Below are 24259 nucleotides of genomic sequence, written 5' to 3'. Positions count from 1 at the left end.
CGCCCCCGCAACGACCCCCCTCCACCCCCCGCTCGAACCCCCCACCCCCGCCCCACGCCGCTAGCCGCCGCCCCGGGGGCCCGGGGATCGAACCTCCGCGGGCCACGGGCGGGTTGACGGATCGTCACTCGGTGGGCTCCACGCCCGCCCGGATCAGGCCGTAGGTGTACGCGTCCTCCAGCGCCAGCCAGGAGGCGGCGACGACGTTGTCGGCCACGCCGACGGTGGACCACGTCGACGTGCCGTCGGTGGACTCGATCAGCACCCGGGTCTTGGAACCGGTGCCGTGCTGGCCCTCCAGGATGCGGACCTTGTAGTCGACCAGTTCCAGCTTGGCCAGCTGCGGGTGGATGCCTTCGAGCGCCGTGCGCAGGGCCTTGTCCAGCGCGTCGACCGGGCCGTTGCCCTCGCCGGTGGCGATCCGGCGCACGCCCTTGGCCCACAGCTTGACCGTCGCCTCGTTGCCCGTGAAGCCGTTCGGGCCCTGCTCGCTGATGGTCCGCCAGGACTCCAGCGTGTAGAAGCGCTCCCGGCTGCCGCGCACCTCGTCGCGCAGCAGCAGTTCGAAGGAGGCGTCCGCGGACTCGTACGTGTAGCCGAGGTTCTCCTGCTCCTTGACCCTGGCGACCACCCGGCCGGCCAGGTCGCGGTCGGTGGAGAGGTCGTAGCCGAGCTCCTTGCCCTTCAGCTCGACCGAGGCCCGGCCGGCCATGTCGGAGACCAGCATCCGCATGGTGTTGCCGACCAGCTCGGGGTCGATGTGCTGGTACAGGTCCGGGTCCACCTTGATCGCGGAGGCGTGCAGCCCGGCCTTGTGCGCGAAGGCGGAGTAGCCGACGTACGGCTGGTGGGTGGCGGGGGTCAGGTTCACCAGCTCGGCGATGGCGTGCGAGATCCGGGTCATCTCGGCGAGCCGGCCCGCGGGCAGCACCCGGCGGTCGTACTTGATCTCCAGCGCGCCCACCACCGGGAACAGGTTGGCGTTGCCGACCCGCTCGCCGTAGCCGTTCGCGGTGCACTGCACGTGGGTGGCGCCGGCGTCCACCGCGGCCAGGGTGTTGGCGACGGCGCAGCCGGTGTCGTCCTGGGCGTGGATGCCGACCCGGGCACCGGTCGAGGCGATCACGTCGGCGACGATGTCGCGCACGCCGGCCGGCAGCATGCCGCCGTTGGTGTCGCACAGCACGACCACGTCGGCCCCGGCGCGGTGCGCGGTGCGGACGACGTCGAGCGCGTAGTCGCGGTTGGCCCGGTAGCCGTCGAAGAAGTGCTCGCAGTCGATGAACACCCGGCGGTCCGCGGCCCGCAGGAACTCGACGCTGTCCCGGATCATCTCCAGGTTCTCGTCCAGGGTGGTGCGCAGGGCCAGTTCGACGTGCCGGTCGTGCGCCTTCGCGACCAGGGTGACGACGGGGGCGCCGGAGGTGACGAGCGCCGCCAGCTGCGGGTCGTCGGCGGCCCGGCCGCCCGCCCGGCGGGTGGCGCCGAAGGCGACCAGTTGCGCGTGTTCGAGCGTGAGCTCGGCGGCGGCGCGGGCGAAGAACTCCGTGTCGCGCGGGTTGGCCCCGGGCCAGCCGCCCTCGATGAACCCCACCCCGAAGTCGTCCAGGTGCCGGGCAATGGCCAGCTTGTCGGCCACCGTGAGGTTGATGCCCTCCCGCTGCGCGCCGTCGCGCAGGGTGGTGTCGAACACGTGGAAGCTGTCGTCGGTACGGGTGACCTCGGTCATGACCCCTGGTTCTCCGTTCGGGGAGGTTTCGTACTGCTCTGCCGGTTCGTCGTCCCGGCTCCACTGTCCAGCATCCCGCGCGCGGCCCCGGTGTCCCCGAGCCCTTCGTGGGGGCTCTCGGCCGGTCCGGGAAACAAAAAGACCCCTCGCGGGTGCGAGAGGTCTGCGCGCGGGTCTGGACGCTGGTGGTCGCTCCGCATCGGGTCGTGCGGGAGCGGTCACTGCGGACCGGCGCGCCTGCTGCTAATAATCAGCGAAAGCGAGGACACGCTGGCAGTCTGGCACACCCTCCGCGGTCCGGCCCGCACGTCTCGCGATGCGAAACGGTGCGGGCCGGAGGCGGTGGGGCGGGAGCGGAGATCAGACGATCTTGTGCAGCCAGCCGTGGGTGTCGGGGCTCTGGCCACCCTGGATGGCGAGCAGGGCCTTGCGCAGCTCCATGGTGACCGGGCCGGGCTCGCCGGTGCCGACCGTCCAGTCGGCGGCGGCGGACTTGACCGAGCCGACCGGGGTGATGACGGCGGCGGTGCCGCACGCGAAGACCTCGGTGAGGGTGCCGTCGGCGTTGGCCTGCTGCCACTCGTCGGTGGAGATCTTCCGCTCCTCGACGGCGTAGCCGAGGTCGGCGGCCAGGGTCAGCAGCGAGTCGCGGGTGATGCCGGGCAGCAGGGCGCCGGACAGCTCCGGCGTGACGATCTTCGCGTCCTCGCCCTCGCCGAAGACGAAGTACAGGTTCATGCCGCCCATCTCCTCGACCCACCGGTGCTCGGCGGCGTCGAGCCAGACCACCTGGTCGCAGCCCTTCTCGGCGGCCTGGGCCTGGGCGACCAGCGACGCGGCGTAGTTGCCGGCGCACTTGGCGGCGCCGGTGCCGCCGGGCGCGGCCCGGACGTACTCCTTGGACAGCCAGACCGAGACCGGCTTGACGCCGCCCGGGAAGTACGCGCCGGCCGGGGAGGCGATGATCATGAACAGGTAGGAGTTCGCCGGGCGCACGCCCAGGCCGACCTCGGTGGCGAACATGAACGGCCGCAGGTACAGGCTCTGCTCGGGCTCGTTCGGCACCCAGGCCTGCTCCTGCTGGACCAGCAGCTCGACGGCCTCGACGAAGGTCTCGACCGGCAGCTCCGGCATGGCCAGGCGGCGGGCCGAGGCCTGGAAGCGGGCGGCGTTGGCCTCCGGGCGGAAGGTGGAGATCGAGCCGTCGGCCTGGCGGTAGGCCTTCAGGCCCTCGAAGATCGCCTGGCCGTAGTGCAGGGTCATGTTCGCCGGGTCGATCTCCAGCGGCGCGTACGGCGCCAGCTGGGCGTCGTGCCAGCCCCGGCCCTCGGTCCAGCGGACGGTGACCATGTGGTCGGTGAAGACGCGACCGAACCCGGGGTTGGTCAGCCGGGCCTCGCGCTCCGCGTCGGACAGCGGGTTGGCGGAGGGCTTGAGGTCGAACGTGATGGGCGCCTGGGTGGGCGTGCTCATGGCTGTGTGTCCTTCACCGTGGGGTTGGTTCGGGCCGCCACCGCCGGCTGAGCGTCGCTGCGGGCGGGTGAACGCCCGAACACACGCACAACGGCACGGCCCACTGTCGATACTCGCATCCAGAGGGCCGTGCCGAACAGTCGCCTGCCGCTTGGGAAGCTGCAAGCTGCGGTTATGTGGTCCGGCCCCGCGGCCGGATTCCCTTGTGGGGGTCGCGGCCCGTAATCGGCCGGAACTCCGCTGGTCGGATCCGGCCCCCTCAGCCGGATACTCGGGCGGCGAGCGCGTCGCCGACCTGGGAGGTGGTGCGGGTGCCGGAGCGCTCGGTCAGGTCCGCGGCGACCGCGGCCTCGACCCGGGCGGCCTCGGCGGCCAGGCCCAGGTGGTCCAGCAGCATCGCGACCGACAGCACGGTGGCCGTCGGGTCGGCCTTGCCCTGGCCCGCGATGTCCGGCGCGGAGCCGTGCACCGGCTCGAACATCGACGGGAACTCCCCGCCCGGGTTGATGTTGCCGCTCGCGGCCAGGCCGATCCCGCCGGTCACGGCGGCGGCCAGGTCGGTCAGGATGTCGCCGAACAGGTTGTCGGTGACGATGACGTCGAAGCGCTCCGGCTGGGTGACGAAGAAGATGGTCGCCGCGTCGACGTGCAGGTAGTCGGTGGTGACCTCGGGGAACTCCGCGCCGACCTCGGCGAAGATCCGCGTCCACAGGTGGCCGGCGTGCACCAGCACGTTGTTCTTGTGGACCAGGGTGAGCTTCTTGCGCGGCCGCGCCTGCGCCCGCCGGTAGGCGTCGCGCACCACGCGCTCGATGCCGAAGGCGGTGTTCAGGCTGACCTCGGTGGCCACCTCGTGCTCGGTGCCGGTGCGCAGCGAGCCGCCGTTGCCGACGTACGGGCCCTCGGTGCCCTCGCGGACGACGACGAAGTCGATCTCGGGCTGCCCCGCCAGCGGCGACGCGACGCCCGGGAACAGCCGGCCCGGCCGCAGGTTGATGTGGTGGTCGAAGGCGAACCGCAGCTTCAGCAGCAGCCCCCGCTCCAGCACGCCCGACGGCACGCTCGGGTCGCCGATGGCGCCGAGCAGGATCGCGTCGTGCCCCTTCAGCTCCGCGAGGACCTCGTCCGGCAGCGTCTCCCCGGTCCGGTGGTAGCGCCGGGCCCCGAGGTCGTACTCGGTGGTCTCCAGTTTCACCTCGGCGGGAAGCACGGCCCTGAGGACCTTGAGCCCTTCGGCCACGACTTCCTGGCCGATGCCGTCACCGGGAACAACTGCGAGACGAATCGTGCGAGACATGCTCGGACCCTACTCCGGTGTCCCAGGGGCTGACACCTCGCGTCCACGATTCGGACGCGTCAGAGTGAGGTCGAGAGGAAACGGCTGTCTCGTCACCAGGCGGTCGGGAAAAACCCCGGTCGGAACGTAGTCACTCGACGCCAGGTCCAACTCGTAGGTGTGGACGACCGGGCGGTCCTGCTCGTACTCGACCCGCCAGAAATACCGGATACCGGCGTTCGCGTACTTGCGCGGCTTGAGCTCACGATCGCGCTCCGCCGATTCCTCCTCAACCACTTCGACCACCAGCAGGACGTCCTGCGCGAGACAGAACGTCTGGTCGGGGCCAGTGTCCGCCCTGGCGTCCACCACCATCACGTCCGGCTCCGGTCGGTTCCGGGCGTCAAGCTTCAATCCCATCCGGCCCCAGACCTCCCAGCCCTCCGGCGCCTGGTCCTCCAGCTGCCGTTCCAAGGTGCTGATCGTCCTTGAGTGGAACATCGTCTGGCGCGACGAGAAGATCAGGCTTCCGAAGAGCAACTCCGTGTGTGGAGGGAGATTTTCGAGCCGATCAAGGTCGTCGGCGGTGTGGCCCGTGGCGGGAGGGCGAAGCCACTCCGGCATGTCATCGAGATCCATCTCCTTGTGCACGGGAAAACCTTGGCAGAACTGGCCCCGAGGCTGCTTCCACACCACCCGTTCGAAGGAGCGCGTACGCCCGGGAATGCGCTGGGAGCGCACTTACTGTGGCGGAGATCGGGATTCGGCGTGGAACGGGGCGCAGCGTGCGGGCTGGGTGGCGGCGGGAGGGCGGGGTCTGTGCGGGGGCGGCGGGGCTCGCGATGGGTGGGTACGCGCTGGCCGCCGGGCTCCGCGGGGCGTGGCCGCCCGGGGCGGACGACCTCGCGGTGCCGTTCCACGCCCACCTGTGGGACCTCGTGCACGGGCGGGCCGCCGGGGACCTCCTGTTCAACTGGAACAGCGGGTACGGGGTGCCGTTCCTCGCCGACTTCTTCGCGTACCTGATGAACCCGTTCTCCTGGCCCGCCGCACTCCTCCCCCGCGACCAGGGACACCTCGCGGTCCTCCTCGTCACCCTCGCGAGCATCGGCCTGGGCACCGCCCTGATGACGCACGTCCTCGGCCGCCTGCACCCGGGCCCGCGCCGGCTGCGCGCGCTCACCGCCGTCGGGTACGGGCTCTGCGCCTGGGTGCTGGCCGTCGGCGGGGCGGCGCCGCACTGGCTGTGGGGCCTGGTCTCGCTGCCGCTGCTGTGCCTGGCCGGCGACTGGTGCCTGCACGAGCGCCGCTGGGTGCTCGGCTCGCTGTGCGTCGCGCTCGCCTGGGCCGGCAACCTCTACACCGCCGCGATGGCCACCATCACCGCCGGACTCGTCCTCGCCGTGCGGCTGCTGGCGACCCCCCGGCCGTTCCGCCACCGCGTCCGCACGACCGGCCGGGCCGTCACGATGGCCGTCGCCGGGGTCCTGCTCGCCTCCCCCGTCCTGTTCGTCGCCGTCCGGGCCGCCCGCGCCGCCCAGCCGGAGTCGCCCGTGGAGCCGCTCGGCCCGGACGGCTTCGGCGGGCACCTCGCGCAGCTGCTGCCCGGCACGCACGGCGGCGCCCCGCTGCCGGACGTCGCCATCGGCCTGTTCGGGCTGCTGCTGGTGTGCGGGCTGCCGTTCAACCGGCGGGTGCGGGTGCGCGAGCGGGCGGTGTGGTGCGGCGCGCTGGCGCTGGTGGTGCTGAGCTTCGTCTGGACGCCGACGGTGCTGGTCTGGCACGGCCTGGCGATCCCGGCCGGCGGGCCGTACCGGGTGGCGTTCGCGCTGAGCGGGCTGCTGGTGCTGGCCGCCTGGGTGTCGCTGGCGCACCGGCCGGACCTGCCCACACTGCTCGGCGGGGCCGCCGTGATCGCGGTGATCGCCGGACTGGCGGCGGGCAGGCACTCCGTGCGGACGTCCACCTGGCTGCTGCTGGCGGTCGGCGGGGCGGTGCTGCTCACCGCGCTGTGGGCGTCGGAGCGGTGGCACGCCGACCGGCGGGCCGGCGCCGCCCTCACCTGGGTGCTGGGCGGCGCGGTGCTCGGCAACGCCGTCTGGTCCGGCTACGCGGCGCTGGCCCCCGGCCCGGAGGGGACGGCCTCCGGCGCGGCGGTGCGGGCCGCCCACGCGGCGGTGCGCCGGGCCGCGGACTGGCCCGCCGGGCGCAGCGACCCGGGCCCGCACGCCTTCACCCCCAACGACCCGCTGCTCCTCGACGGCCAGGGCGGCGGCTACTTCAGCGGCTACCTGCCGACCGTCGCCGCCCTGCTCCTGCACGACCTCGGCGCGGGCTGGACGGCGGGCGGGCGGAGCACCGGCAGCGTCACCGGCCCGGTCGGGCAGGCGCTGTTCGCCGTCCGCGCCCACCTGGACGACGGCCCCCCGCCGGACGGCTTCGCCCCCGGCCGGGCCGCCGCGCCGCCGCTGGTCACCGTGCTGCCGGCGGGCCACCGGGTGGACACCACCTCGGTGTGGTCGCGGCAGGAGTCGCTGCTCGGCGGCCCGGTGTACGACGCTCCGGTGCCCGTCCCGGCGGGCGGCCCGGCGCCGACGCCGCACGGCAGCAGCGGCTGGTCGCTGCCGGGCGGGGGCGCGGCGACGGAGTTCACGGCGGCGTGCACGCCCGGCGGGACGGCGTTCTTCCACGGCGTCTGGTACCGGGGCACGGTCAGCGGCCTCGGCACCACCTACCGCAGCGAGGGCGACCAGCCGACCACCGCCGTCCCGGTCCACCGGCTGGGGCCGGTCCCGGCCGACGGGCTGGTCCGGGTGGCACTGCGGTCCGACGGGGTGAGCCAGGTCCCGGCCCGCCCGATCGGCTGCCTGCGACCGGGCGCCCTGGAGGCGGCCGTGGCCCGGCTGACGGCGACCGGCGCGACCCGGGTGACGGCCGGCGGCCACGCGCTCACCGCCGTCCTCCCGGCCGGCTCGACGGGCACGGCGCTGGTGTCCGTCCCGGCCACCGAGGGGTGGACCTGCGCGGCCGGCGGCGGCCGGCCCGCGGAGCCCACACCGGTCCTGGGCATGATCGGCGTCCCGCTGGGGGCGGGGGCGGACCGCGTCACGTGCGCGTTCCGGCCGCCCGGCCTCACCGAGGGCCTGGTCGTCACGTCCGCGACCACGGCGGCCCTCGCCCTGGTCGCCGTCTTCACCCGCGTCTCCCGCCGCCGCCCGCCGCACACCCCGCGCCGCGTCCGCCGCCGGGAGGCGCGCGCGGCACAGGCGGGCTGACGGCACGCGGAGGGGGGGGGGGGGGGGGGGGCGGGGCGCCGGGCCCCGCCGCCCGCGGCGACCGGCGCTCCGCGCGGAGCCCCCCCCCCCCCCTCCTTCCGTCCGGGGTCAGGGAAGCGCGACCACCTCCGCCCGCCGGGCGCCCGGGTTGAAGTGGTGGAGCAGCAGGACCGAGGACGTGTCGCCCGCCGCCCGGTGGACGTCGAGGACGGTGCCGGGCCGCGCCGGGGCCGCGATGGCGGCCGGTCCCGCGATCCCGGCCCGGACCGTGACGGCCGGGTGGAGCACGTCGACCGCGACGGTCGGCCGCACGCCCCGCAGGCCGATCGACCCGAAGGCGTCGGCCGGGTCCGGCTTGCCCTGGACGGCCGGGCCGGTCCACACGCCGTACCGCACCACGCTGTGGCCCTCCTTGACCCCCGGGAGGGCCGCGATCCGCACCGGCAGGACCAGCACCTCGCTGTCCAGCAGGGCGGTGTCGACGTCGCCCCAGCGGGCGTTGAGCGGCTGGACGTCCAGCTCGGCGCCGGTGCGGGCGTCGAGCGCGCGGGCGACCAGCACGTCGCTGCCGCGCTCCCGGTCGGCCTTCACGATCACGTCGGCGACGCCGTCCCCGTCGGTGTCCAGCGAGACCCGGACCCCGTAGAGGCCGACGGGCGTCGTGGCGGGAGCCCAGAGCCGGGCACCGAAGTAGAGCGTCCCGGAGTCCGCGGCGGCGCCGACGGCCCGCAGGTTCGCCGCCCGGTCGCCGGGGTGTTCGACGCACACGTCCTCCGGCGCCGGCGCGTCCCCGCCCGACTTCTCGGGCACGATGCCCGAGCCGGGCCGCAGCCCGGCGCCGCCGCCGGGCGGGCAGTCGGCCCAGCGGGCGCCCTCGCCGCCGAGGGCGAAGGCGCTGACGAGTCCCGGCCGGTCCCCGGGGGCGCTGCTCCCGCCGAGCACCAGCAGGGTGCCGTCCCGGGCGGTGCGCACCGGGGCGGAGGCGCTGAGGCCGGTGGCGGGCCGCGGGGCCGCGAACACCGGGACCCGCAGCTCGGGCAGGGCCGGGTCGGTGACGGGGCTGAGCAGGACGCGTCCGGAGAGCTCGCCCCGGTAGGAGCGCGCCTTGCCGCCCTGGACGGCGTCGAGGGTCGGGTCCGGCGCGCGTCCCAGCTCTCCGGGGACGCTGAGCGTCACCCGGACGTGCGCGGTGCCGCCCGCCGGGACGTCGACCTGCTCCGGCGCCACCTCGTAGTGGGCGCCGGGCAGTTCGGTGGCCGCCGCGTACCCGGTGCGGTAGCTCAGCGGCGCCGCCGAGTGGTTGCGCACCTCGATCTCGCGCCGCAGCGCCGTCGGGCCGCCGACCTCGACCGGCCCGAAGGAGACGCCGACGGAGCCCTCGACCGCGCCCTCCCCGGAGGCGTAGGCGACGGCCGGGGTGCGCACGGCCCGGTCGACCGCGGCCCGGCCGGCGCCGGTGCGCTCGGGGCCGTAGACCGGGCTGCCGCGGTCCGCGTCGAGGCGGGTGTCGACGGAGGTGTTCATCAGCGCCGCCTTGACCTCCTCGACCGGCCAGTCCGGGTGGGCGGCGCGGACGAGGGCGGCGAGCCCGGCCACGTGCGGTGTGGCCATCGAGGTGCCGTCCTCGCGCTGGCCGCCGCTGCCGCTGCCGGCGAGCGCGGACCAGATGCTCTCGCCGGGGGCGGCGAGGTCGGGCTTGACGACACCGGGCAGGCCGATGCCGCGCGAGGTGAAGTCGGTGAGGGTGTCGGCCCGTTCGGGCTGGAGCTGGGAGACCGAGCCGTGCAGCGGGTTGCCGGGAGCGGCCAGCCGGACCTCGGCCCCGCCGGCCGCGGCGGCCCGGCGGAGCCGCTCGCCGTCGGCGCGGGCCAGCAGGGCGACGGGGATGCGGTCGTTGCCGGCGATCTCGGGCAGGTGGTCGCTGTCGGCGGCGTAGAGGGCGCCGATCGCGCCCGCGTCGGCGGCGTGGTCGGCGCGCGGGCCTGAGTTGCACGCCCGCTCGGACTCGCGGGTGGCCCAGGCCAGCACCGCGACCTTGCCCGCGAGCCGCTGCCGGTCGGCCGCGCTGAACGCGGCGCAGCCGTCCGACTGGTCGGCGGGCAGGGCGAGTCGGCCGTGCACGTCGGCGGTGGACCAGCCCTGGTAGCGCTCGCTCCAGTGGGCGGGGACGGCGCCGGCGAGGTCGGCCGGGGCGAGCACGGTGATGCCGTCGGTGTCGGCGTGCCCGTGCACGGAGGCGGCCACGGCGATGGCCCGGGCGGCGGTGCCGGGGCTGCCGCTGATGCCGTAGACGTCCCCCTCGTTGCCGGCGGCGGCGACCACGACGGTGCCGAGCGCGGCCAGGTGGTCGACAGCCACCGCGTCGGCGTCGTCGGGGCTGCCGAAGCGGCTGCCGAGCGAGAGGTTGACGACGTCGAGGCGGTCGCCGAGGTCGCCGTCGCCGTTGGGGTCGGCGGCGAGGTCGAGGGCCTGGGCGAGGCGGTCGGTGGAGCCCTCGCAGCCGAACACCCGGATCGCGTACAGCTGGGCGCCGGGGGCCGCGCCGGGGCCGATCCTGAAGCCGGCCGGGTCGAGGCCGGCCCGGTAGGGCCCGGTGTAGGTGCGGCCGTCGGCGGTGACGCCGAGACCGGCCGCGGTGCCGGCGACGTGGGTGCCGTGGCCGTTGCGGTCGCAGTCGATGGGGTTGTCGCTGGGGTGCGGCACCGGCTGGTGGTGCGGGGAGGACGGGTCCGGGTCGTAGTCGTCGCCGACCAGGTCCTTGCCGCCGATCACCTTGGCGGTGGGGAACAGCGCGGCCGGGGCGGGCTTGCCGCGCTCGACCGACCGGTAGGCGGCCTCGGTGCCGGGGCCGCCGAAGTCCGCGTGGGTGTAGTCGATGCCGCTGTCGATGACGCCGATCCGCACGCCCTTGCCGGTGTTGCCGGCGCTCCCCGTCCCGCTCGCGGCGGCCTCCCACACCTGTGGGGCGCCGGTCAGCGGAACGGAGTACGCGTTGTCGCGCTGCTTGCGGACGATCGGGTGGACGGCCCGGACACCGGGCAGCGCCCGCAGCGCGGCCAGCCGGTCGGCGGGCGCGGTGACGGCGAGGCCGGTGAGCAGGGTGCGGGTGCGGTACAGCTCGCGGGCGGCGGGCACGGCCCGGTGGACGGCCGTGGCGGCCCGGTCCAGCGCGTCGCCGGCCCTGGCCCGCTGGTCGGCGCCGGCCCTGGCGGCCGCCCGGCGGACCTCCTCGGGGGAGCGCCGGGCCCGCCGGGAGTCGTCGGCGGCGCGCCGCCAGGCGGGGCCGGCCGCCTCGGTGCCGAGTTCGAGCAGGACGGACGCCGCGCGGTCGGACCCGGGCGGGTCCGTCGGCGGACTGCCGCCGGCCGGCGCGGCGGCGAGCACCGCCGGGCCGACCAGCAGGGTCAGGGTGACGCCGATCCGGGCGAGCGAACGGCGGACGGTTGGCAGACGCACGTGGGCCCTCTCCCCCGGCAAGGGGGACGGATCCGCACACCGAGGAGGTCGCTGACGCCCGCCCGCGCGGGCGTCGATCACCCTTCCGGGGGCCCCAAATTAGGATGATCGCGTCGGCCGGTGCGAGCACCGTCCCCCGGACGGAGGCAAGGTGCACTCTCCCGGGTGACCGTCCGTCAGCCCGTCCGGCCCAGTTGGCAGATGAACGCCCGGACGGCCCCGCCGGTCAGAGGTGGCCGGTCGCACCGCCGTTGTCGCGGCGGTCCAGCGAGCGCTGCAGCGCGGCGGCGGCGAAGGGGTTCCGCTCGGCGGACCGGCGGCGGCGCGGGGCGCGGACGGGGGTGGCGGCGGGGGCGGGAGAGGCGTGGCGGTCGGCGGTGGAAGGCATACCGGACTCCTTGGAAGCGGCGCGCAGAAGCACGACATGGTGAGGGGAGGGGTACGCGCAGAGGCAGGGGTCGCCTGCCCGTGAAGGCGCACGCACACACGGGCCGCGCGCCCTGGCTACAGGGGCGGCACACCGTATGGCTCTTCCACGGTACGACCCCGGCCCGGCCGTGTCTGCACGAATACTTGGATTTCCTAGTATCTGAGACGGGAGTCACCCGCACGCACGCAACCGGGCCCGGACCACCGTCGAAACGGAGGTCCGGGCCCGGTACGGAGCCGCGGGAAAATCAGCCCAGGTCGACCGACCGCGCGAAGCGGGCGCCGATCTCGGCGGCGATCGCCGACAGCACGTCCTGCGGGATCTCGCTGTCCACGGTGAGGGACGCGAGCGCGCCGCCGCCGTCCCGCGCGACCTGCATGCCGGCGATGTTGATGCCGGCGTCGCCGAGGTGCTTGCCGAGGACGCCGACGACGCCCGGGCGGTCCTCGTACTTGAAGAAGGCCATGTGGTCGGTGAGCGCGACGTCCACGTCGAAGGCGTCCACGCCGACGATCTTCTGGGTCTGCTTCGGGCCGGCCAGCGTGCCGGAGATGGCGATCTCCTCGCCGTCGGCGAGCGTGCCGCGGACGGTGATGACGTTGCGGTGCTCGGGGCTCTCGCTGGAGGTGGTCAGGCGCACCTCGACACCGCGCTCCTGGGCGAACAGCGGGGCGTTGACGTAGGACACCGTCTCCGCCACGACGTCCTCGAACACGCCCTTCAGCGCGGACAGTTCGAGCACCTTGACGTCGTGCTGGGTGATCTCGCCGCGGACCTCGACGTCGAGCCGCACGGCGACCTCGCCGGCCAGCGCGGTGAAGATCCGGCCGAGCTTCTCCGCGAGCGGCAGGCCCGGGCGCACGTCCTCGGCGATCACGCCGCCCTGGACGTTGACGGCGTCCGGCACCAGCTCGCCGGCCAGCGCGAGGCGCACCGACCTGGCGACGGCGATGCCGGCCTTCTCCTGCGCCTCGTCGGTGGAGGCGCCGAGGTGCGGGGTGGCGACCACGTTGTCGAAGGCGAACAGCGGGGAGTCGGTGCACGGCTCCTTCGCGTACACGTCGAGGCCGGCGCCGGCCACCCGGCCGTCGCGCAGGGCGCTCGCGAGCGCCTCCTCGTCGACGATGCCGCCACGGGCGGCGTTGACGATGCGCACGGTGGGCTTGACCTTGTGCAGCGCCTCGTCGCCGATCAGGCCGATCGTCTCGGGGGTCTTCGGGAGGTGGACGGTGATGAAGTCCGAGACCTCCAGCAGCTCTTCGAGCGAGACCAGCTTGACGCCCATCTGCGCGGCGCGGGCGGCCTGGATGTAGGGGTCGTACGCGACGATCTTCATGCCGAACGCGGACATCCGCTGCGCGACCAGGACGCCGATCCGGCCGAGGCCGACGACGCCGAGGACCTTCTCGCTCAGCTCGACGCCGGTGTACTTGTTGCGCTTCCACTCGCCCTGCTTGAGCGCGGCGTTGGCCGGCGCGATGTTGCGGGCGACGGAGATCAGCAGGCCGCAGGCGAGCTCGGCGGCGGTGACGATGTTGGAGGTCGGCGCGTTGACGACCATCACGCCGGCCTTGGTGGCGGCGGCCACGTCCACGTTGTCGAGACCGACGCCGGCGCGGGCGACGACCTTCAGCTTGCGGGCGGCGGCCAGCGCCTCGGCGTCGACCTTGGTCGCCGAGCGGATCAGGATCGCGTCGACGTCGGCGATCGCGGTGAGCAGCTCGGTGCGGTCGGCACCGTTGCAGTGGCGGATCTCGAAGTCGGGGCCGAGGGCGTCGACGGTGGCGGGCGACAGCTCCTCGGCGATCAGTACGACGCCGGTTCTCACAGTGTTGTTAGCAGTGCTCACGACAGTGTGTCCTTAACTGTCCGGTTCCCCCGGGCACGGCGGTGGCGTGGAGGGCGGGGGAAGGTGGCATGCCGCGTAGGTAGACGCACGACGCTGTGGGCCTGACGCGCACTCGGAAGTGTATCGACGGGCGGAGTACGAGGCTGCTCCCGTCCGGCGAAATCACCCGGACGGGAGCAGCCTACTTGTACAAGGGAGTTGCGGAACGGGGCGGACCCCGGGCCGGGTCAGGCCTTCTCGTTGACCCAGCTCATCAGCGAGCGCAGCTTCTTGCCGGTGGTCTCCAGCAGGTGGTCCTCGTCGGCCTTCTTGTACTCGTTGTACTTGGGCAGACCGGCCTTGTACTCGGCGATCCAGGTGTTGGCGAAGGTGCCGTCCTGGATCTCGGCGAGGACCTTCTTCATCTCGGCCTTGGTGGCGTCGGTGATGATGCGCGGGCCGGTGACGTAGTCGCCCCACTCGGCGGTCTCGGAGACCGACCAGCGCATCTTCTCCAGGCCGCCCTCGTACATCAGGTCGACGATGAGCTTCAGCTCGTGCAGGCACTCGAAGTAGGCGATCTCCGGCTGGTAGCCGGCCTCGACCAGGGTCTCGAACCCGGCCTTCACCAGGGCGGCGGTGCCACCGCAGAGGACGGCCTGCTCACCGAACAGGTCGGTCTCGGTCTCCTCGGTGAAGGTGGTCTTGATGACGCCGGCCTTGGTGGCGCCGAGGCCCTTGGCGTAGGACAGCGCCAGGGCGAAGGCGTTGCCGGTCGCGTCCTGCTCGACCGCGACGATCGCGGGGACGCCGCGGCCCTCCTCGTACTGGCGGCGGACCAGGTGGCCCGGGCCCTTCGGGGCGACCATGCAGACGTCGACGTCCGCCGGGGGCTTGATGAAGCCGAAGCGGATGTTCAGGCCGTGGCCGAAGAACAGGGCGTCGCCGGCCTTCAGGTGCGGGGCGATGTCCGCCTCGTAGACGTCGGCCTGGATCGGGTCCGGCACCAGGATCATGATGACGTCGGCCTCGGCCGCGGCCTCGGCCGGGGTGACCACGCGCAGGCCGGCCTCCTCGGCCTTGGCACGGGACTTGGACTCGGGCTTGAGGCCGACGCGGACGTCGGCGCCGGAGTCGCGCAGGGACAGCGCGTGGGCGTGGCCCTGGCTCCCGTAGCCGATGACCGCGACCTTGCGGCCCTGGATGATGGACAGGTCGGCGTCGTCTTCGTAGAACAGCTCGGCCACGGGGGCACATCTCCTTGCGTGATGGGTGCCGGGTACGCGGTGCCTACCGTATTCGCACCCGGCGGGGTGTGGGGTCTTTGTTCAGCGTGTGAGAAACGCCGGTTACGCGCTGCGGTCCAGGGCGCGGAGCGAACGATCGGTGATCGAACGGGCACCGCGCCCGATGGCGACCAGGCCGGACTGGACCAGTTCCTTGATGCCGTACGGCTCCAGCATCCGGAGCATGGCCTCCAGCTTGTCCGAACTGCCGGTGGCCTCGATGGTCACCGCATCGGGCGACACGTCGACGGTCTTGGCACGGAACAGCTGGACGATCTCGACGATCTGCGACCGGGTCTCGTTGTCGGCGCGGACCTTCACCAGGACCAGTTCCCGCTGGATCGCAGCGGCCTGGTCGAGTTCGACGATCTTTATCACGTTCACGAGCTTGTTGAGCTGCTTGGTGACCTGTTCCAGCGGGAGGTCCTCGACGTTGACCACGATCGTCATCCGGGACACGTCCGGATGCTCGGTCGGGCCGACGGCGAGGGAGTCGATGTTGAAGCCCCGACGGGAGAACAGCGAGGCGATGCGGGCGAGCACGCCGGGCTTGTTCTCGACCAGGACGGAGAGGGTGTGCTTGGACATGTCGTTCCTCAGGCGCACGAGGGGGGTCCGGCGAAGCCGGTCCCGAGAAGGGTGGCGGTGGGCGACGGGAGGGCGGGGCGTCAGTCGAGGTCGTCGCCGAAGTCGGGGCGGATGCCCTTGGCGAACTGGATCTCGTCGTTGTTGGTTCCGGCCGCGACCATCGGCCAGACCATGGCGTCCTGGTGGACGATGAAGTCGATGACGACCGGGCGGTCGTCGATCGCCATCGCCTGCTCGATGACCGCGTCCAGGTCCTCGGGGCGCTCGCAGCGCAGCCCGACGCAGCCCATCGCCTCGGACAGCTTGACGAAGTCGGGGATCCGGGTGCCGCCCTGCTCCGGCGGCTCGACGCCGTCGTGCCCGGGGCCGGCGTGCAGCACGGTGTTGGAGTAGCGCTGGTTGTAGAACAGCGTCTGCCACTGGCGGACCATGCCCAGCGAACCGTTGTTGATGACCGCGACCTTGATCGGGATGCCGTTCAGGGCGCAGGTGACCAGCTCCTGGTTGGTCATCTGGAAGCAGCCGTCGCCGTCGATCGCCCAGACCACGGCCTCCGGACGGCCCGCCTTGGCGCCCATCGCGGCCGGGACCGCGTAGCCCATGGTGCCCGCGCCGCCCGAGTTCAGCCAGGTGGCCGGCTTCTCGAAGCGGATGAACTGCGAGCTCCACATCTGGTGCTGGCCGACGCCCGCGGCGTAGATGGCGTCCGGGCCGACGATCCGGCCGATCCGCTCGATGACCTGCTGCGGCGAGAGCTCCCCGGCGGGGGCGGGCTCGTAGCCCAGCGGGTAGGTCTTCTTCCACTCGTCGAGCTTCTGCCACCACTCGCTGTAGTCGCCCTTGTGGCCGGCGTCGAACTCGGCCTGGACGGCGACGATCAGGTCGGCCAGCACCTCGCGGGCGTCGCCGACGATCGGCACGTCGGCCGGGCGGTTCTTGCCGATCTCGGCCGGGTCGATGTCCGCGTGGACGACCTTGGCGTACGGGGCGAAGCCGTCCAGCTTGCCGGTGACGCGGTCGTCGAAGCGCGCACCGAGGGTGAACAGCAGGTCCGCCTTCTGCAGCGCGGTGACGGCCGGGACGCTGCCGTGCATGCCGGGCATGCCCAGGTGCTGCGGGTGGCTGTCGGGGAAGGCGCCGAGCGCCATCAGGGTGGTGACGACCGGGGCGCCGGTCAGCTCGGCCAGGATCCGCAGCTCGGCGGTGGCCTGCGCCTTGATCACGCCGCCGCCGACGTACAGCACCGGGCGCTTGGCGCCCACCAGCATCTTCGCGGCCTCGCGGATCTGCTTGGCGTGCGGCTTGGTGACCGGACGGTAGCCGGGCAGCGAGGTCTCGACCGGCCAGCGGAAGGTCGTGGTGGCCTGGAGGGCGTCCTTGGCGATGTCGACCAGGACCGGGCCGGGGCGGCCGGTGGCGGCGATGTGGAACGCCTCGGCGATCACCCGGGGGATCTCGGCGGGGTCGGTGACCAGGTAGTTGTGCTTGGTGATCGGCATCGTGATGCCGCAGATGTCCGCCTCCTGGAAGGCGTCGGTGCCGATCGCCTTGGAGGCGACCTGGCCGGTGATCGCGACGATCGGGACGGAGTCCATGTAGGCGTCGGCGATCGGGGTGACGAGGTTGGTGGCGCCCGGACCCGAGGTGGCCATGCAGACCCCGACCTTGCCGGTGGCCTGGGCGTAGCCGGTGGCGGCGTGCCCGGCGCCCTGCTCGTGGCGCACCAGGATGTGACGCACCTTGGCCGAGTCCATCAGCGGGTCGTAGGCGGGCAGGATGGCCCCGCCCGGGATGCCGAACACGGTGTCCGCGCCCACGGCTTCGAGCGAGCGGATGAGCGACTGGGCGCCGGTCATGGTCTCGACGACGTGCTGGGGAGCGGGAGCGTGGGCGGCCGGGTTGTCCCCGCGGCGGGGGGATGCGGCGTGCTCGGTCATCTGCCTGTCTCTTCTCGGGTTTTGCCGGCCCTGTGGTGCGGGCCCCAGGTGCTTCGAGGGTGGGGTCCCGGTTCGGGCCGATCGCCGGCTCTGCCTCAATCGTCCCGCTTTTCCCCGTTTCCGTGGGGTTCGCGGAGCAGTTGCGGCCAGGGGTCTTGCGTGGGTGGAACAGCGTCAGTGCAACAAAAAACCCCTCGTGCCAAGGGCATGCGAGGGGTGGCGCGTCGGTCTGTCACAAGCGGGGCGTGCGTGCCCGCTCAGCCGACGCGCCCGCCAAGTACGAGAATTCGGGTGCGCATGGCAACGACCTTCCTCCCGTTCGGGGGCGCGTGTCAAGCAGGTGGGACGGCCGTCTCGCCATGCGGACCGCCTCCCGGACCTGCCACGGCCCGGTGTTCGGGCAGGTCGGAGGCCCCGTGGTGATGTACGACACGCCCTCCCTGAGACTCCCCGCGGCCACTCGTCCGGGTGTCCGCGGCCAGGTACGCCCGGCGGGCCGAGAGCGAGCCGAGCGGTCTCGGCAGGGGGTAGCCGCGGCGCACCAGGGCGCGGCGCAGCCGGGGCTCGTCGAGCGGCGGCGCGAAGGCCGATCCCTGACCCTGGCGGCAGCCGAGCTCCTGCAGGGCGGCGATCTGCCGGGGCAGGTCCACCCCCTCGGCGCCGGTGAGCAGCCCGAGGTCGCGGCCGAGGCGCAGCGCGTGCCCGGCCAGGGTGCGGCTGAGCGCGGACTCGCCGAGGTCCTGCACGAGGGAGCGGTCCAGCTTGAGGCCGTCCAGCGGCAGCCGGGCGAGGGCGCCCAGCGAGCCGCTGCCGGCGCCGTAACCGGCCAGGACGGTGGCGACCCCGAGCCGGCGCAGTGCGGCCAGGCGGCGGCCGAGTTCGTCGGCGAGGGCGTCCGGGCCCATCCGGGCCACCTCGATCACCAGCTCGCCGGCCGGCAGCCGGTGGTCGCGCAGCGCGGCCGCGACGGTCTCGTACAGTCCGGGCGAGCACAGCCGCTCGGCGGAGAGGCGGACCGCTACCGGCACCGGCGCGGGGCCGGTGCGGTTGCGGGAGGGCAGGCCGCGCCGGGCGGCGGCCGCCGCCACCGCCTCGTGGATCAGCCAGCGGGAGAAGCGGGTGGCCGCGTCGCCGTGCTCGGCGGAGCGCAGGAACTCGGCGGGGGTGAGCAGCAGGCCCTTCGCCGAGCGCCAGCGGGCCTGCGCCTCGACGCCGGTCACGGCGCCGCTGCCGAGGTCGACCACGGGCTGGTGGAGCAGCGTGAAGCCGCCCTCGCGGACGGCGACCCGCAGCCGCTCGTCGAGTTCGGTGCGGCGCTCCAGGTCGGCCCGCATGGCGGGGCTGTAGAGCACCACCCGGCCCTTGCCCTCGGACTTGGCCCGGTACATCGCGAGGTCGGCGTTGCGCATCAACTCGTCGGCGCCGGTGCGCGGGTCGGCGGCCGGGCCGCGCTCGGGGGTGCCGAAGGCGATGCCGATGCTGGCGGCGACCGCGAGCTCGGCGCCGCCGATCCAGTACGGCTCGGACAGCGCGACCCGCAGCCGGTCGGCGAGCTCCTGGACCTGGAGGCGGCCGAGCGGGCCGCACACCAGCGCGGCGAACTCGTCGCCGCCGAAGCGGGCGACGGTGTCCCCGCAGCGGACGGCGCCCTGCAGGCGGCGGGCGGCCTGCACCAGGAGCTCGTCGCCGACCTGGTGGCCGGCGCTGTCGTTGACCGCCTTGAAGCCGTCCAGGTCGAGGAAGAGCACGGCGATCCCGGCGCCCGGCTCGCCCCGGCCGCCCTGCCGGTCGCGGGTGCCGAGGGCGGCCCGCAGCCGCTGGGTGAACAGCGCCCGGTTGGGCAGGTCGGTGAGCGGGTCGTGGAAGGCGTTGTGCTGCAACTGGGCCTGGAGCATGACGCGTTCGGTGACGTCCCGGCTGTTGAGGATCAGCCCGTCGCGGTGCCGGCTCACGGTGGACTCGACGTGCAGCCACTCGCCGGCGCCGGAGCGGATCCGGCACTCGACCCGGGCGGAGGGTTCGGCGGTGCCCGGCGAGCGGTGCGCGGTGAGGCGGACCCGGGCGAGGTAGCGGCGCACCTCGCCGAGCACCCGGTCGACGTCCTCGGGGTGCACGAGGTCCAGCAGGTTGCCGCCGACCAGTTCCTCCGGATCGCGCCCGTAGACGCCGAGCGCGGCCGGGGAGACGTACGAGAGGACGCCGTTGGCGCCGGCGATCATGATGACGTCGCTGGAGCCCTGCACCAGGGAGCGGAAGTGCGCCTCCTTGTGGGCGAGTTCCTGGGCGAGCGAGAGGTTGTCGAGCAGCATCACGCCCTGGCGCAGGATGAGCGCGAGGCCGACGGTGCAGGCGGCCGCGGCCACCACCCGGTCGAGCTGGCGCCCGCCGAGCGCGTTGTACAGGATCCCGGCGGTGCACACCGCGGCCGCGGCGTACGGGGTGAGCGCGCTGAACGTGGTGGCCACCCGGCGGCGCGGCAGGCCGCCGGCCGACGGGTGCTCGCGCAGCGGGCGGCGCCAGCGCGGCGACCACGGCGCCCAGGCCAGCAGCAGGCTGCCGGAGAACCAGCCGGCGTCGAGGAGCTCGCCGGAGTGGTAACTGCTGTGCAGCGCCGGGGAGGTGAACAGGGCGTCGCAGATGACGGTGACGGCGAGCGCCATCATCGCGGTGTGCACGGCGGCCCGGTTGCCGTCCCGGCCGCCGAAGCGCAGCCCGACCACCAGGCTGACCAGCAGGATGTCCAGCACCGGGTAGGCCAGCTTGAGGGCCAGGGTCAGCACCGAGCCGCCCTCTCCGGCGGCGATCCGGCCGAGCGCCAGGCTCCAGCTGAGGGTGAACAGCGAGCCGGCGATCAGCCAGCCGTCCAGCAGGAGGCAGAGCCAGCCGGCCGCGGAGCGCGGGCGCTGGGCGAGCACCAGGATGCCGGTGATGGAGAGCGGGGCGAACAGCAGGAAGGCGTACGCGGCGAGCGAGTCCTGGGGCAGGGCGGTGCGTTCGACGAGCTCGTACCAGCCCCAGGTGCCGTTGCCGAAGGCCACCGTGAGCGAGGAGAGGCCGAACAGCAGCCAGGCCGGGCGGGCGTGGCCGCCGACCGTGCAGCCGTAGACCAGGCAGGACAGCGCGGCCGCGAGGGCCGCCGCGGCGAGACCGAAATCACCCATGAAGACGGCGAGTTGGTGGGACCCCCAGCCGGTCGCGGCGCCGCACGCGTAGCTGAGGCACAGGGCGCCGAGGGCGAGGCCGGGCAGGGCGCGGCCCTCCCGCAGGCGGCGCATCGGGCCGCGTCTCGTGGTGGGCGCGTCGGCGGCCGGCGCGCCCGGCCGCTCGGCCGCGGGCAGCACCGTATCGGTGGAGCTCACTTGACCTCTCCCCCTCCGGCCCGGGACCCGGCGCCCCGGCCACGGGCCACCGGCCGCGCGCCGCTTCGCCGTACGCGGTGACCTGGCGCACCGTCAGGACGGTGGCCCAGGGGGTGGGCGGCCTTCCGGTCGCCGCACCGCACCGATGCTCCCGATCGGGACCCTACACCAATTCCGTCACTCAATGACACGCACACTGAACTTAGAGTAATGGTGGGAGGGTAGGGAAATGCACCTGATTCCGGCGGATCGGCCCGGTTGGCGGCGGCGCGCGGGCGGGGGCTCACGCGGCGCGCACGGGAGCACGCGACGGCGCCCACCGGTCCGGGGCCGGCGGGCGGGGTCCGCCGGCCGGTCCCGGGCCGGAGCGCGGGTCACCCGGTGGCGGGGGCCAGGTCGTCCGGGAACAGCCGCAGCCGGTGGGCCAGCGCGGCCGCCTCGCCGCGGCCGCCGACCGCGAGCTTGCCGAGGATGTTGGACACGTGCACGCTCGCGGTCTTCGGAGAGATGTACAGCTCCTCGGCTATCTGCCGGTTCGTCCAGCCGCGGGCGAGCAACCGGAGCACGTCCCGCTCACGGGGGGTGAGCCCGAACGACTCCCCCGCCGGTGCGGCCTGCCCCGAGGAGGCCGCCGCGGGCGCGGCCGGGGCCGGTGCCAGCCCGGCGCGGTCGGCCAGGCCGGTGATCTCGGCGACCAGCGGGCGGTCGCCGCGCGCCTCGGCCAGTTCCCGCGCCTCGCGCAGGAGTTCGGCGGCCGCCTCGCGCCGCCCGGCCCGCACCTCGGCCTCGCCCGCCCGCAGCAGGCCGAGCGCCAGCGGGTGCGGCAGGGCGACCGGCCGCAGCAGGGCGACCGCGGCGGCCCACTGCTCGGGGGTGTCGGTGCCCCCGGCGCGGGCCAGCTCGCACTCCAGCAGCCGCGCCCAGCCGTGGTGCAGCGGCGCCTTGGGGGTGAGCCCGGCCGCCGTCGCGGCGATCCCGGCCAGCGCCTCGGCCCGCCCGGCCGCGGCCTCCGGCAGGCCCCGGGAGTCCGCCTCCACCGCGGCCCCCTCGAACAGCAGCGGGTACACGTCGGCCTCGTCGCCGAGCCGCCGGGCGTCCGCGAGCGCGCCGAGCAGTTCGGCGCGGGCCTCCATCGGCCGGCCGTTCAGCCACGCGATCCGCACCGCGAGCCGGCTGATCGGCGCCGAGTGCTGGATCCGGCCGACCCGGTTGGCCTCCCGGGCCCGGGCCACGAGAACGGCCGTCTTGGGCAGGTCCCCCCGCAGCAGGGCGATCTCGCCGCGCATCCGCTCCAGGAACTCGGCGTGGGCGTTGGTGGTCTCGTCCGGGTCGCAGTCGCCCAGCACCTCGACGGCCTCCGCGAGGCGGCCGAGGTCGATCAGCGCCTCGGCCAGGTTGCCGGTCAGGATGCTGCCGCTGTTGCGCACCAGTCCGTAGCCGGCGGCGTGCTCCAGGCCCTCGCGGGCCATCGCCATCGCCTCCTCGGACCGGCCGAGCCCGCGCAGCACGCTGGCGAGGTTGTTGATGCCGCGCAGCAGCACGTCCGGCGTGCCGACCCGCCGGGAGGCCTCGACGGCGGCCCGCAGCCCGGCCAGCCCGGACTCGGCGTCCCCCTCCAGGTCGTAGCGCAGGCCGGCGAGCGTCATCCGCGCGTGCTGCTCGACGGCGTGCGCGCCGCCCTCGCGGGCGACCCGCACCCCCCGCTCGGCGAGCTCGATGTGCTCGGGCCCCGGGTCCTTGAGCATCGCGACGCCGGCGCCGAGCGCGAACACCTCGGCCTGCACCGCGGACGGCGGCAGGTGGTCGACCAGCCGGTGCGCGTACGCGATCTCCTCGTCGTCGCCCGAGCGCCGCAGGTGGCCGAGCATGCGGGCCCGGTTGATCCGGAACCAGGCCGCGCGCAGCGGGTCCACCGTCTCGTCGACCAGCTTGAGCGCCCGCTTGGCCAGGCTGAGCCCGCGCTCGCGGTCGCCGCTGCGCCGGGCGGCGACGACGGCCTCGGCGAGCACGTCGATCAGCTGGATCCGGTCGCAGTCCTCGTCCTGGGGACGGACGTCGCAGGAGCCGGGCGGGTAGGTCTCGGCCCAGTCGTACGGGCGCAGGGTGTGCGCGAGGACGTCCTCGGAGACCATGTCCCACAGTTCGAGGGCGCGTTCGAGCATGCGCAGCTGCTCGGCGAAGGCGTTGCGGCGCCGGGCGGCCCGGGCGGCGTCCAGGGCGGTCGGCAGGGCGCGGGCCGGATCGTGCGCGTGGTACCAGTAGTTGGCGAGCCGGGCGGGCAGGGCATCAGCGGGCACGAGGTGCGGCTCGGCCTCGACGGCGAGCGCGAACTTGCGGTTGATCCGGTGCCGTTCGCCGGGCAGGAGGTCGTCCGAGACGGCCTCGCGGACCAGCGCGTGCCGGAAGCGGTAGCCCTCGCCGTCGCTGTCCAGGCGCAGGATGTTGGCGCCGACGGCCGTGCGCAGGGCGCCGATCAGTTCCTCCTCGTCGGCCATCAGGTCGGCCAGGACGGCGGCGAGCAGGGCGTGCTCGACGTGCGAGCCGCCCTCCGCGGCGATCCGCACCACCTTCTGGGCCTCCTCGTCCAGGCTCTCCACCCGGACCAGCAGGATGTCGCGCAGCGAGTCGGTGAGGCCGGCCCCGCAGCCGTCCTCGAAGGCGGTGGCGAGCTCCTCGACGAAGAAGGGGTTGCCCTCGGAGCGGCGGTGGATCCGGTCCACCAGCTGCCGGTCGGGCGCGGCGGTGCCGAGGATGCCGGCCAGCTGGGCGGCGACCTCGCCGCGGCGGAACCGCGCCAGCTCCAGCCGCTGGACGGTGCGCAGCCGGTCGAGCTCGGCGAGGAAGGGGCGCAGCGGGTGGCGCCGGTGCAGGTCGTCGGAGCGGTAGGTGGCGACCAGCAGCACGCGGGCGCGGTGCAGGGTGCGGACCAGGTAGGCGAGGAGCTCGCGGGTGGAGCGGTCGGACCAGTGCAGGTCCTCGACGGCGATGACGAGGGTACGGTCCGCGCCGAGCCGTTCGATCAGCCTCGCGGTGTGCTCGAACAGCCGGGCCCGGCCGTACTCGTCGTTCGGTTCGCCGTCGCCGTCGCCGAACTCGGGCAGCAGGCGGGCGAGATGGCCCTCGCTGCCGGCGGCCGCGGCCTCCAGTTCGGGGCCGAGCGTGCGGTGCAGCCGGCGCAGGGCGCCCGCGATCGGTGCGTACGGGAGGCCCTCGGCGCCGATCTCCAGACAGCCGCCCAGGGTGGTGACCACTCCCCCGCCGTGGCCGGCGCGGTCCAGGAACTCCTCCAGCAGGCGCGTCTTGCCGACGCCGGCCTCGCCGCCGACCAGGACGGTCTGCGGGCTGCCGGTGCCGGCCCGGCGCAGCGCGTCGGCCAGCGCGGTGATCTCGGTGCCGCGGCCGACGAAGACGGGACTGACCGACATCTGCTGCATGGAGGCGAGCATGCCATAGGCGGTGGCGGCGGGCCGAGGGGATATCTCGCCCGGCGAACGCCCGGAGGGGGGGGGGGGGGCGCCGCGCCCCCCCCCCCCCCACCCCGCCGCCCCCCCCCCCGGGGCGGGGGCGGGGGCCCCCCGCCCCCCCCCCGCCCGCGGGGGGGGCCGCCCGGGGCCCCGGGCGG

At 74.4% G+C, this 24259-nt stretch carries 13 protein-coding genes; 1 reads left to right on the top strand and 12 read right to left on the bottom strand.

Annotated elements, in window-relative coordinates; genetic code table 11:
- Positions 1-124 precede the first annotated feature (124 nt).
- The 4 genes from cimA to ACFV4F_RS26050 form a co-directional block, all read right to left on the bottom strand.
- Positions 125-1729 carry a citramalate synthase gene (cimA, locus tag ACFV4F_RS26065; protein ID WP_380505838.1) on the bottom strand — a complete coding sequence of 535 codons (1605 nt, stop codon included), beginning with the start codon at positions 1727-1729 and terminating at the stop codon, positions 125-127.
- Positions 1730-2089: 360 nt separating this feature from the next.
- Complete coding sequence (locus tag ACFV4F_RS26060; protein ID WP_380505835.1) at positions 2090-3202, bottom strand: branched-chain amino acid aminotransferase; 1113 nt, start codon at positions 3200-3202, stop codon at positions 2090-2092.
- A gap of 259 nt (positions 3203-3461) precedes the next feature.
- A complete protein-coding gene (locus tag ACFV4F_RS26055) occupies positions 3462-4499 on the bottom strand; it encodes a 3-isopropylmalate dehydrogenase (RefSeq protein WP_380441407.1) in 1038 nt (345 codons plus the stop codon).
- A 9-nt stretch (positions 4500-4508) separates the two neighbouring features.
- Entirely contained in the window at positions 4509-5129 is a 621-nt protein-coding gene (locus ACFV4F_RS26050) for a Uma2 family endonuclease (protein ID WP_380441405.1), read from the bottom strand.
- A 191-nt stretch (positions 5130-5320) separates the two neighbouring features.
- On the opposite strand from ACFV4F_RS26050, the gene ACFV4F_RS26045 reads away from it, so the two are divergent.
- Positions 5321-7753 carry a YfhO family protein gene (locus tag ACFV4F_RS26045; RefSeq protein WP_380505832.1) on the top strand — a complete coding sequence of 811 codons (2433 nt, stop codon included), beginning with the start codon at positions 5321-5323 and terminating at the stop codon, positions 7751-7753.
- Between the two features lie 108 nt (positions 7754-7861).
- Here the strand turns inward: ACFV4F_RS26045 and ACFV4F_RS26040 are convergent, their stop codons facing one another.
- From ACFV4F_RS26040 to ACFV4F_RS26005, 8 genes are all read right to left on the bottom strand, one after another.
- Entirely contained in the window at positions 7862-11209 is a 3348-nt protein-coding gene (locus ACFV4F_RS26040) for a S8 family serine peptidase (protein ID WP_380505829.1), read from the bottom strand.
- Between the two features lie 226 nt (positions 11210-11435).
- On the bottom strand, positions 11436-11597 hold the full coding sequence (locus ACFV4F_RS26035) for a hypothetical protein (RefSeq protein ID WP_380441399.1): 162 nt from the start codon (positions 11595-11597) through the stop codon (positions 11436-11438).
- Positions 11598-11886: 289 nt separating this feature from the next.
- Positions 11887-13467 (bottom strand): phosphoglycerate dehydrogenase, encoded by a 1581-nt coding sequence (gene serA / locus ACFV4F_RS26030; RefSeq protein WP_380499314.1) that lies wholly within the window; start codon positions 13465-13467, stop codon positions 11887-11889.
- Positions 13468-13715: 248 nt separating this feature from the next.
- Positions 13716-14714: a ketol-acid reductoisomerase gene (gene ilvC, locus ACFV4F_RS26025; protein WP_030243908.1), complete on the bottom strand. Its 999-nt coding sequence runs from the start codon at positions 14712-14714 to the stop codon at positions 13716-13718.
- Between the two features lie 102 nt (positions 14715-14816).
- Positions 14817-15341, bottom strand: coding sequence for an acetolactate synthase small subunit (gene ilvN / locus ACFV4F_RS26020; protein WP_238951331.1), 525 nt, complete (start codon positions 15339-15341; stop codon positions 14817-14819).
- An 80-nt stretch (positions 15342-15421) separates the two neighbouring features.
- On the bottom strand, positions 15422-17278 hold the full coding sequence (locus ACFV4F_RS26015) for an acetolactate synthase large subunit (RefSeq protein ID WP_380499309.1): 1857 nt from the start codon (positions 17276-17278) through the stop codon (positions 15422-15424).
- 332 nt (positions 17279-17610) lie between these two features.
- On the bottom strand, positions 17611-20553 hold the full coding sequence (locus ACFV4F_RS26010) for a putative bifunctional diguanylate cyclase/phosphodiesterase (RefSeq protein WP_380505848.1): 2943 nt from the start codon (positions 20551-20553) through the stop codon (positions 17611-17613).
- A 458-nt stretch (positions 20554-21011) separates the two neighbouring features.
- The gene (locus tag ACFV4F_RS26005) at positions 21012-24071 is read right to left on the bottom strand and encodes an AAA family ATPase (RefSeq protein ID WP_380505826.1); all 3060 of its coding nucleotides are present in this window, start codon (positions 24069-24071) and stop codon (positions 21012-21014) included.
- Positions 24072-24259: the final 188 nt, after the last annotated feature.

It is taken from the genome of Kitasatospora sp. NPDC059722 (assembly GCF_042733235.1).
GTDB lineage: Bacteria > Actinomycetota > Actinomycetes > Streptomycetales > Streptomycetaceae > Kitasatospora.
This window is presented reverse-complemented; position numbering and strand designations above follow the sequence as displayed.

Bases quoted from the DNA above. Each gene is read 5' to 3' on its own strand.
- cimA (WP_380505838.1), bottom strand. From the start codon at position 1,729: ATGACCGAGGTCACCCGTACCGACGACAGCTTCCACGTGTTCGACACC.
- ACFV4F_RS26060 (WP_380505835.1), bottom strand. From the start codon at position 3,202: ATGAGCACGCCCACCCAGGCGCCCATCACGTTCGACCTCAAGCCCTCC.
- ACFV4F_RS26055 (WP_380441407.1), bottom strand. From the start codon at position 4,499: ATGTCTCGCACGATTCGTCTCGCAGTTGTTCCCGGTGACGGCATCGGC.
- ACFV4F_RS26045 (WP_380505832.1), top strand. From the start codon at position 5,321: ATGGGTGGGTACGCGCTGGCCGCCGGGCTCCGCGGGGCGTGGCCGCCC.
- ACFV4F_RS26035 (WP_380441399.1), bottom strand. From the start codon at position 11,597: ATGCCTTCCACCGCCGACCGCCACGCCTCTCCCGCCCCCGCCGCCACC.
- ilvN (WP_238951331.1), bottom strand. From the start codon at position 15,341: ATGTCCAAGCACACCCTCTCCGTCCTGGTCGAGAACAAGCCCGGCGTG.
- ACFV4F_RS26015 (WP_380499309.1), bottom strand. From the start codon at position 17,278: ATGACCGAGCACGCCGCATCCCCCCGCCGCGGGGACAACCCGGCCGCC.
- ACFV4F_RS26010 (WP_380505848.1), bottom strand. From the start codon at position 20,553: ATGCGCCGCCTGCGGGAGGGCCGCGCCCTGCCCGGCCTCGCCCTCGGC.
- ACFV4F_RS26005 (WP_380505826.1), bottom strand. From the start codon at position 24,071: ATGCAGCAGATGTCGGTCAGTCCCGTCTTCGTCGGCCGCGGCACCGAG.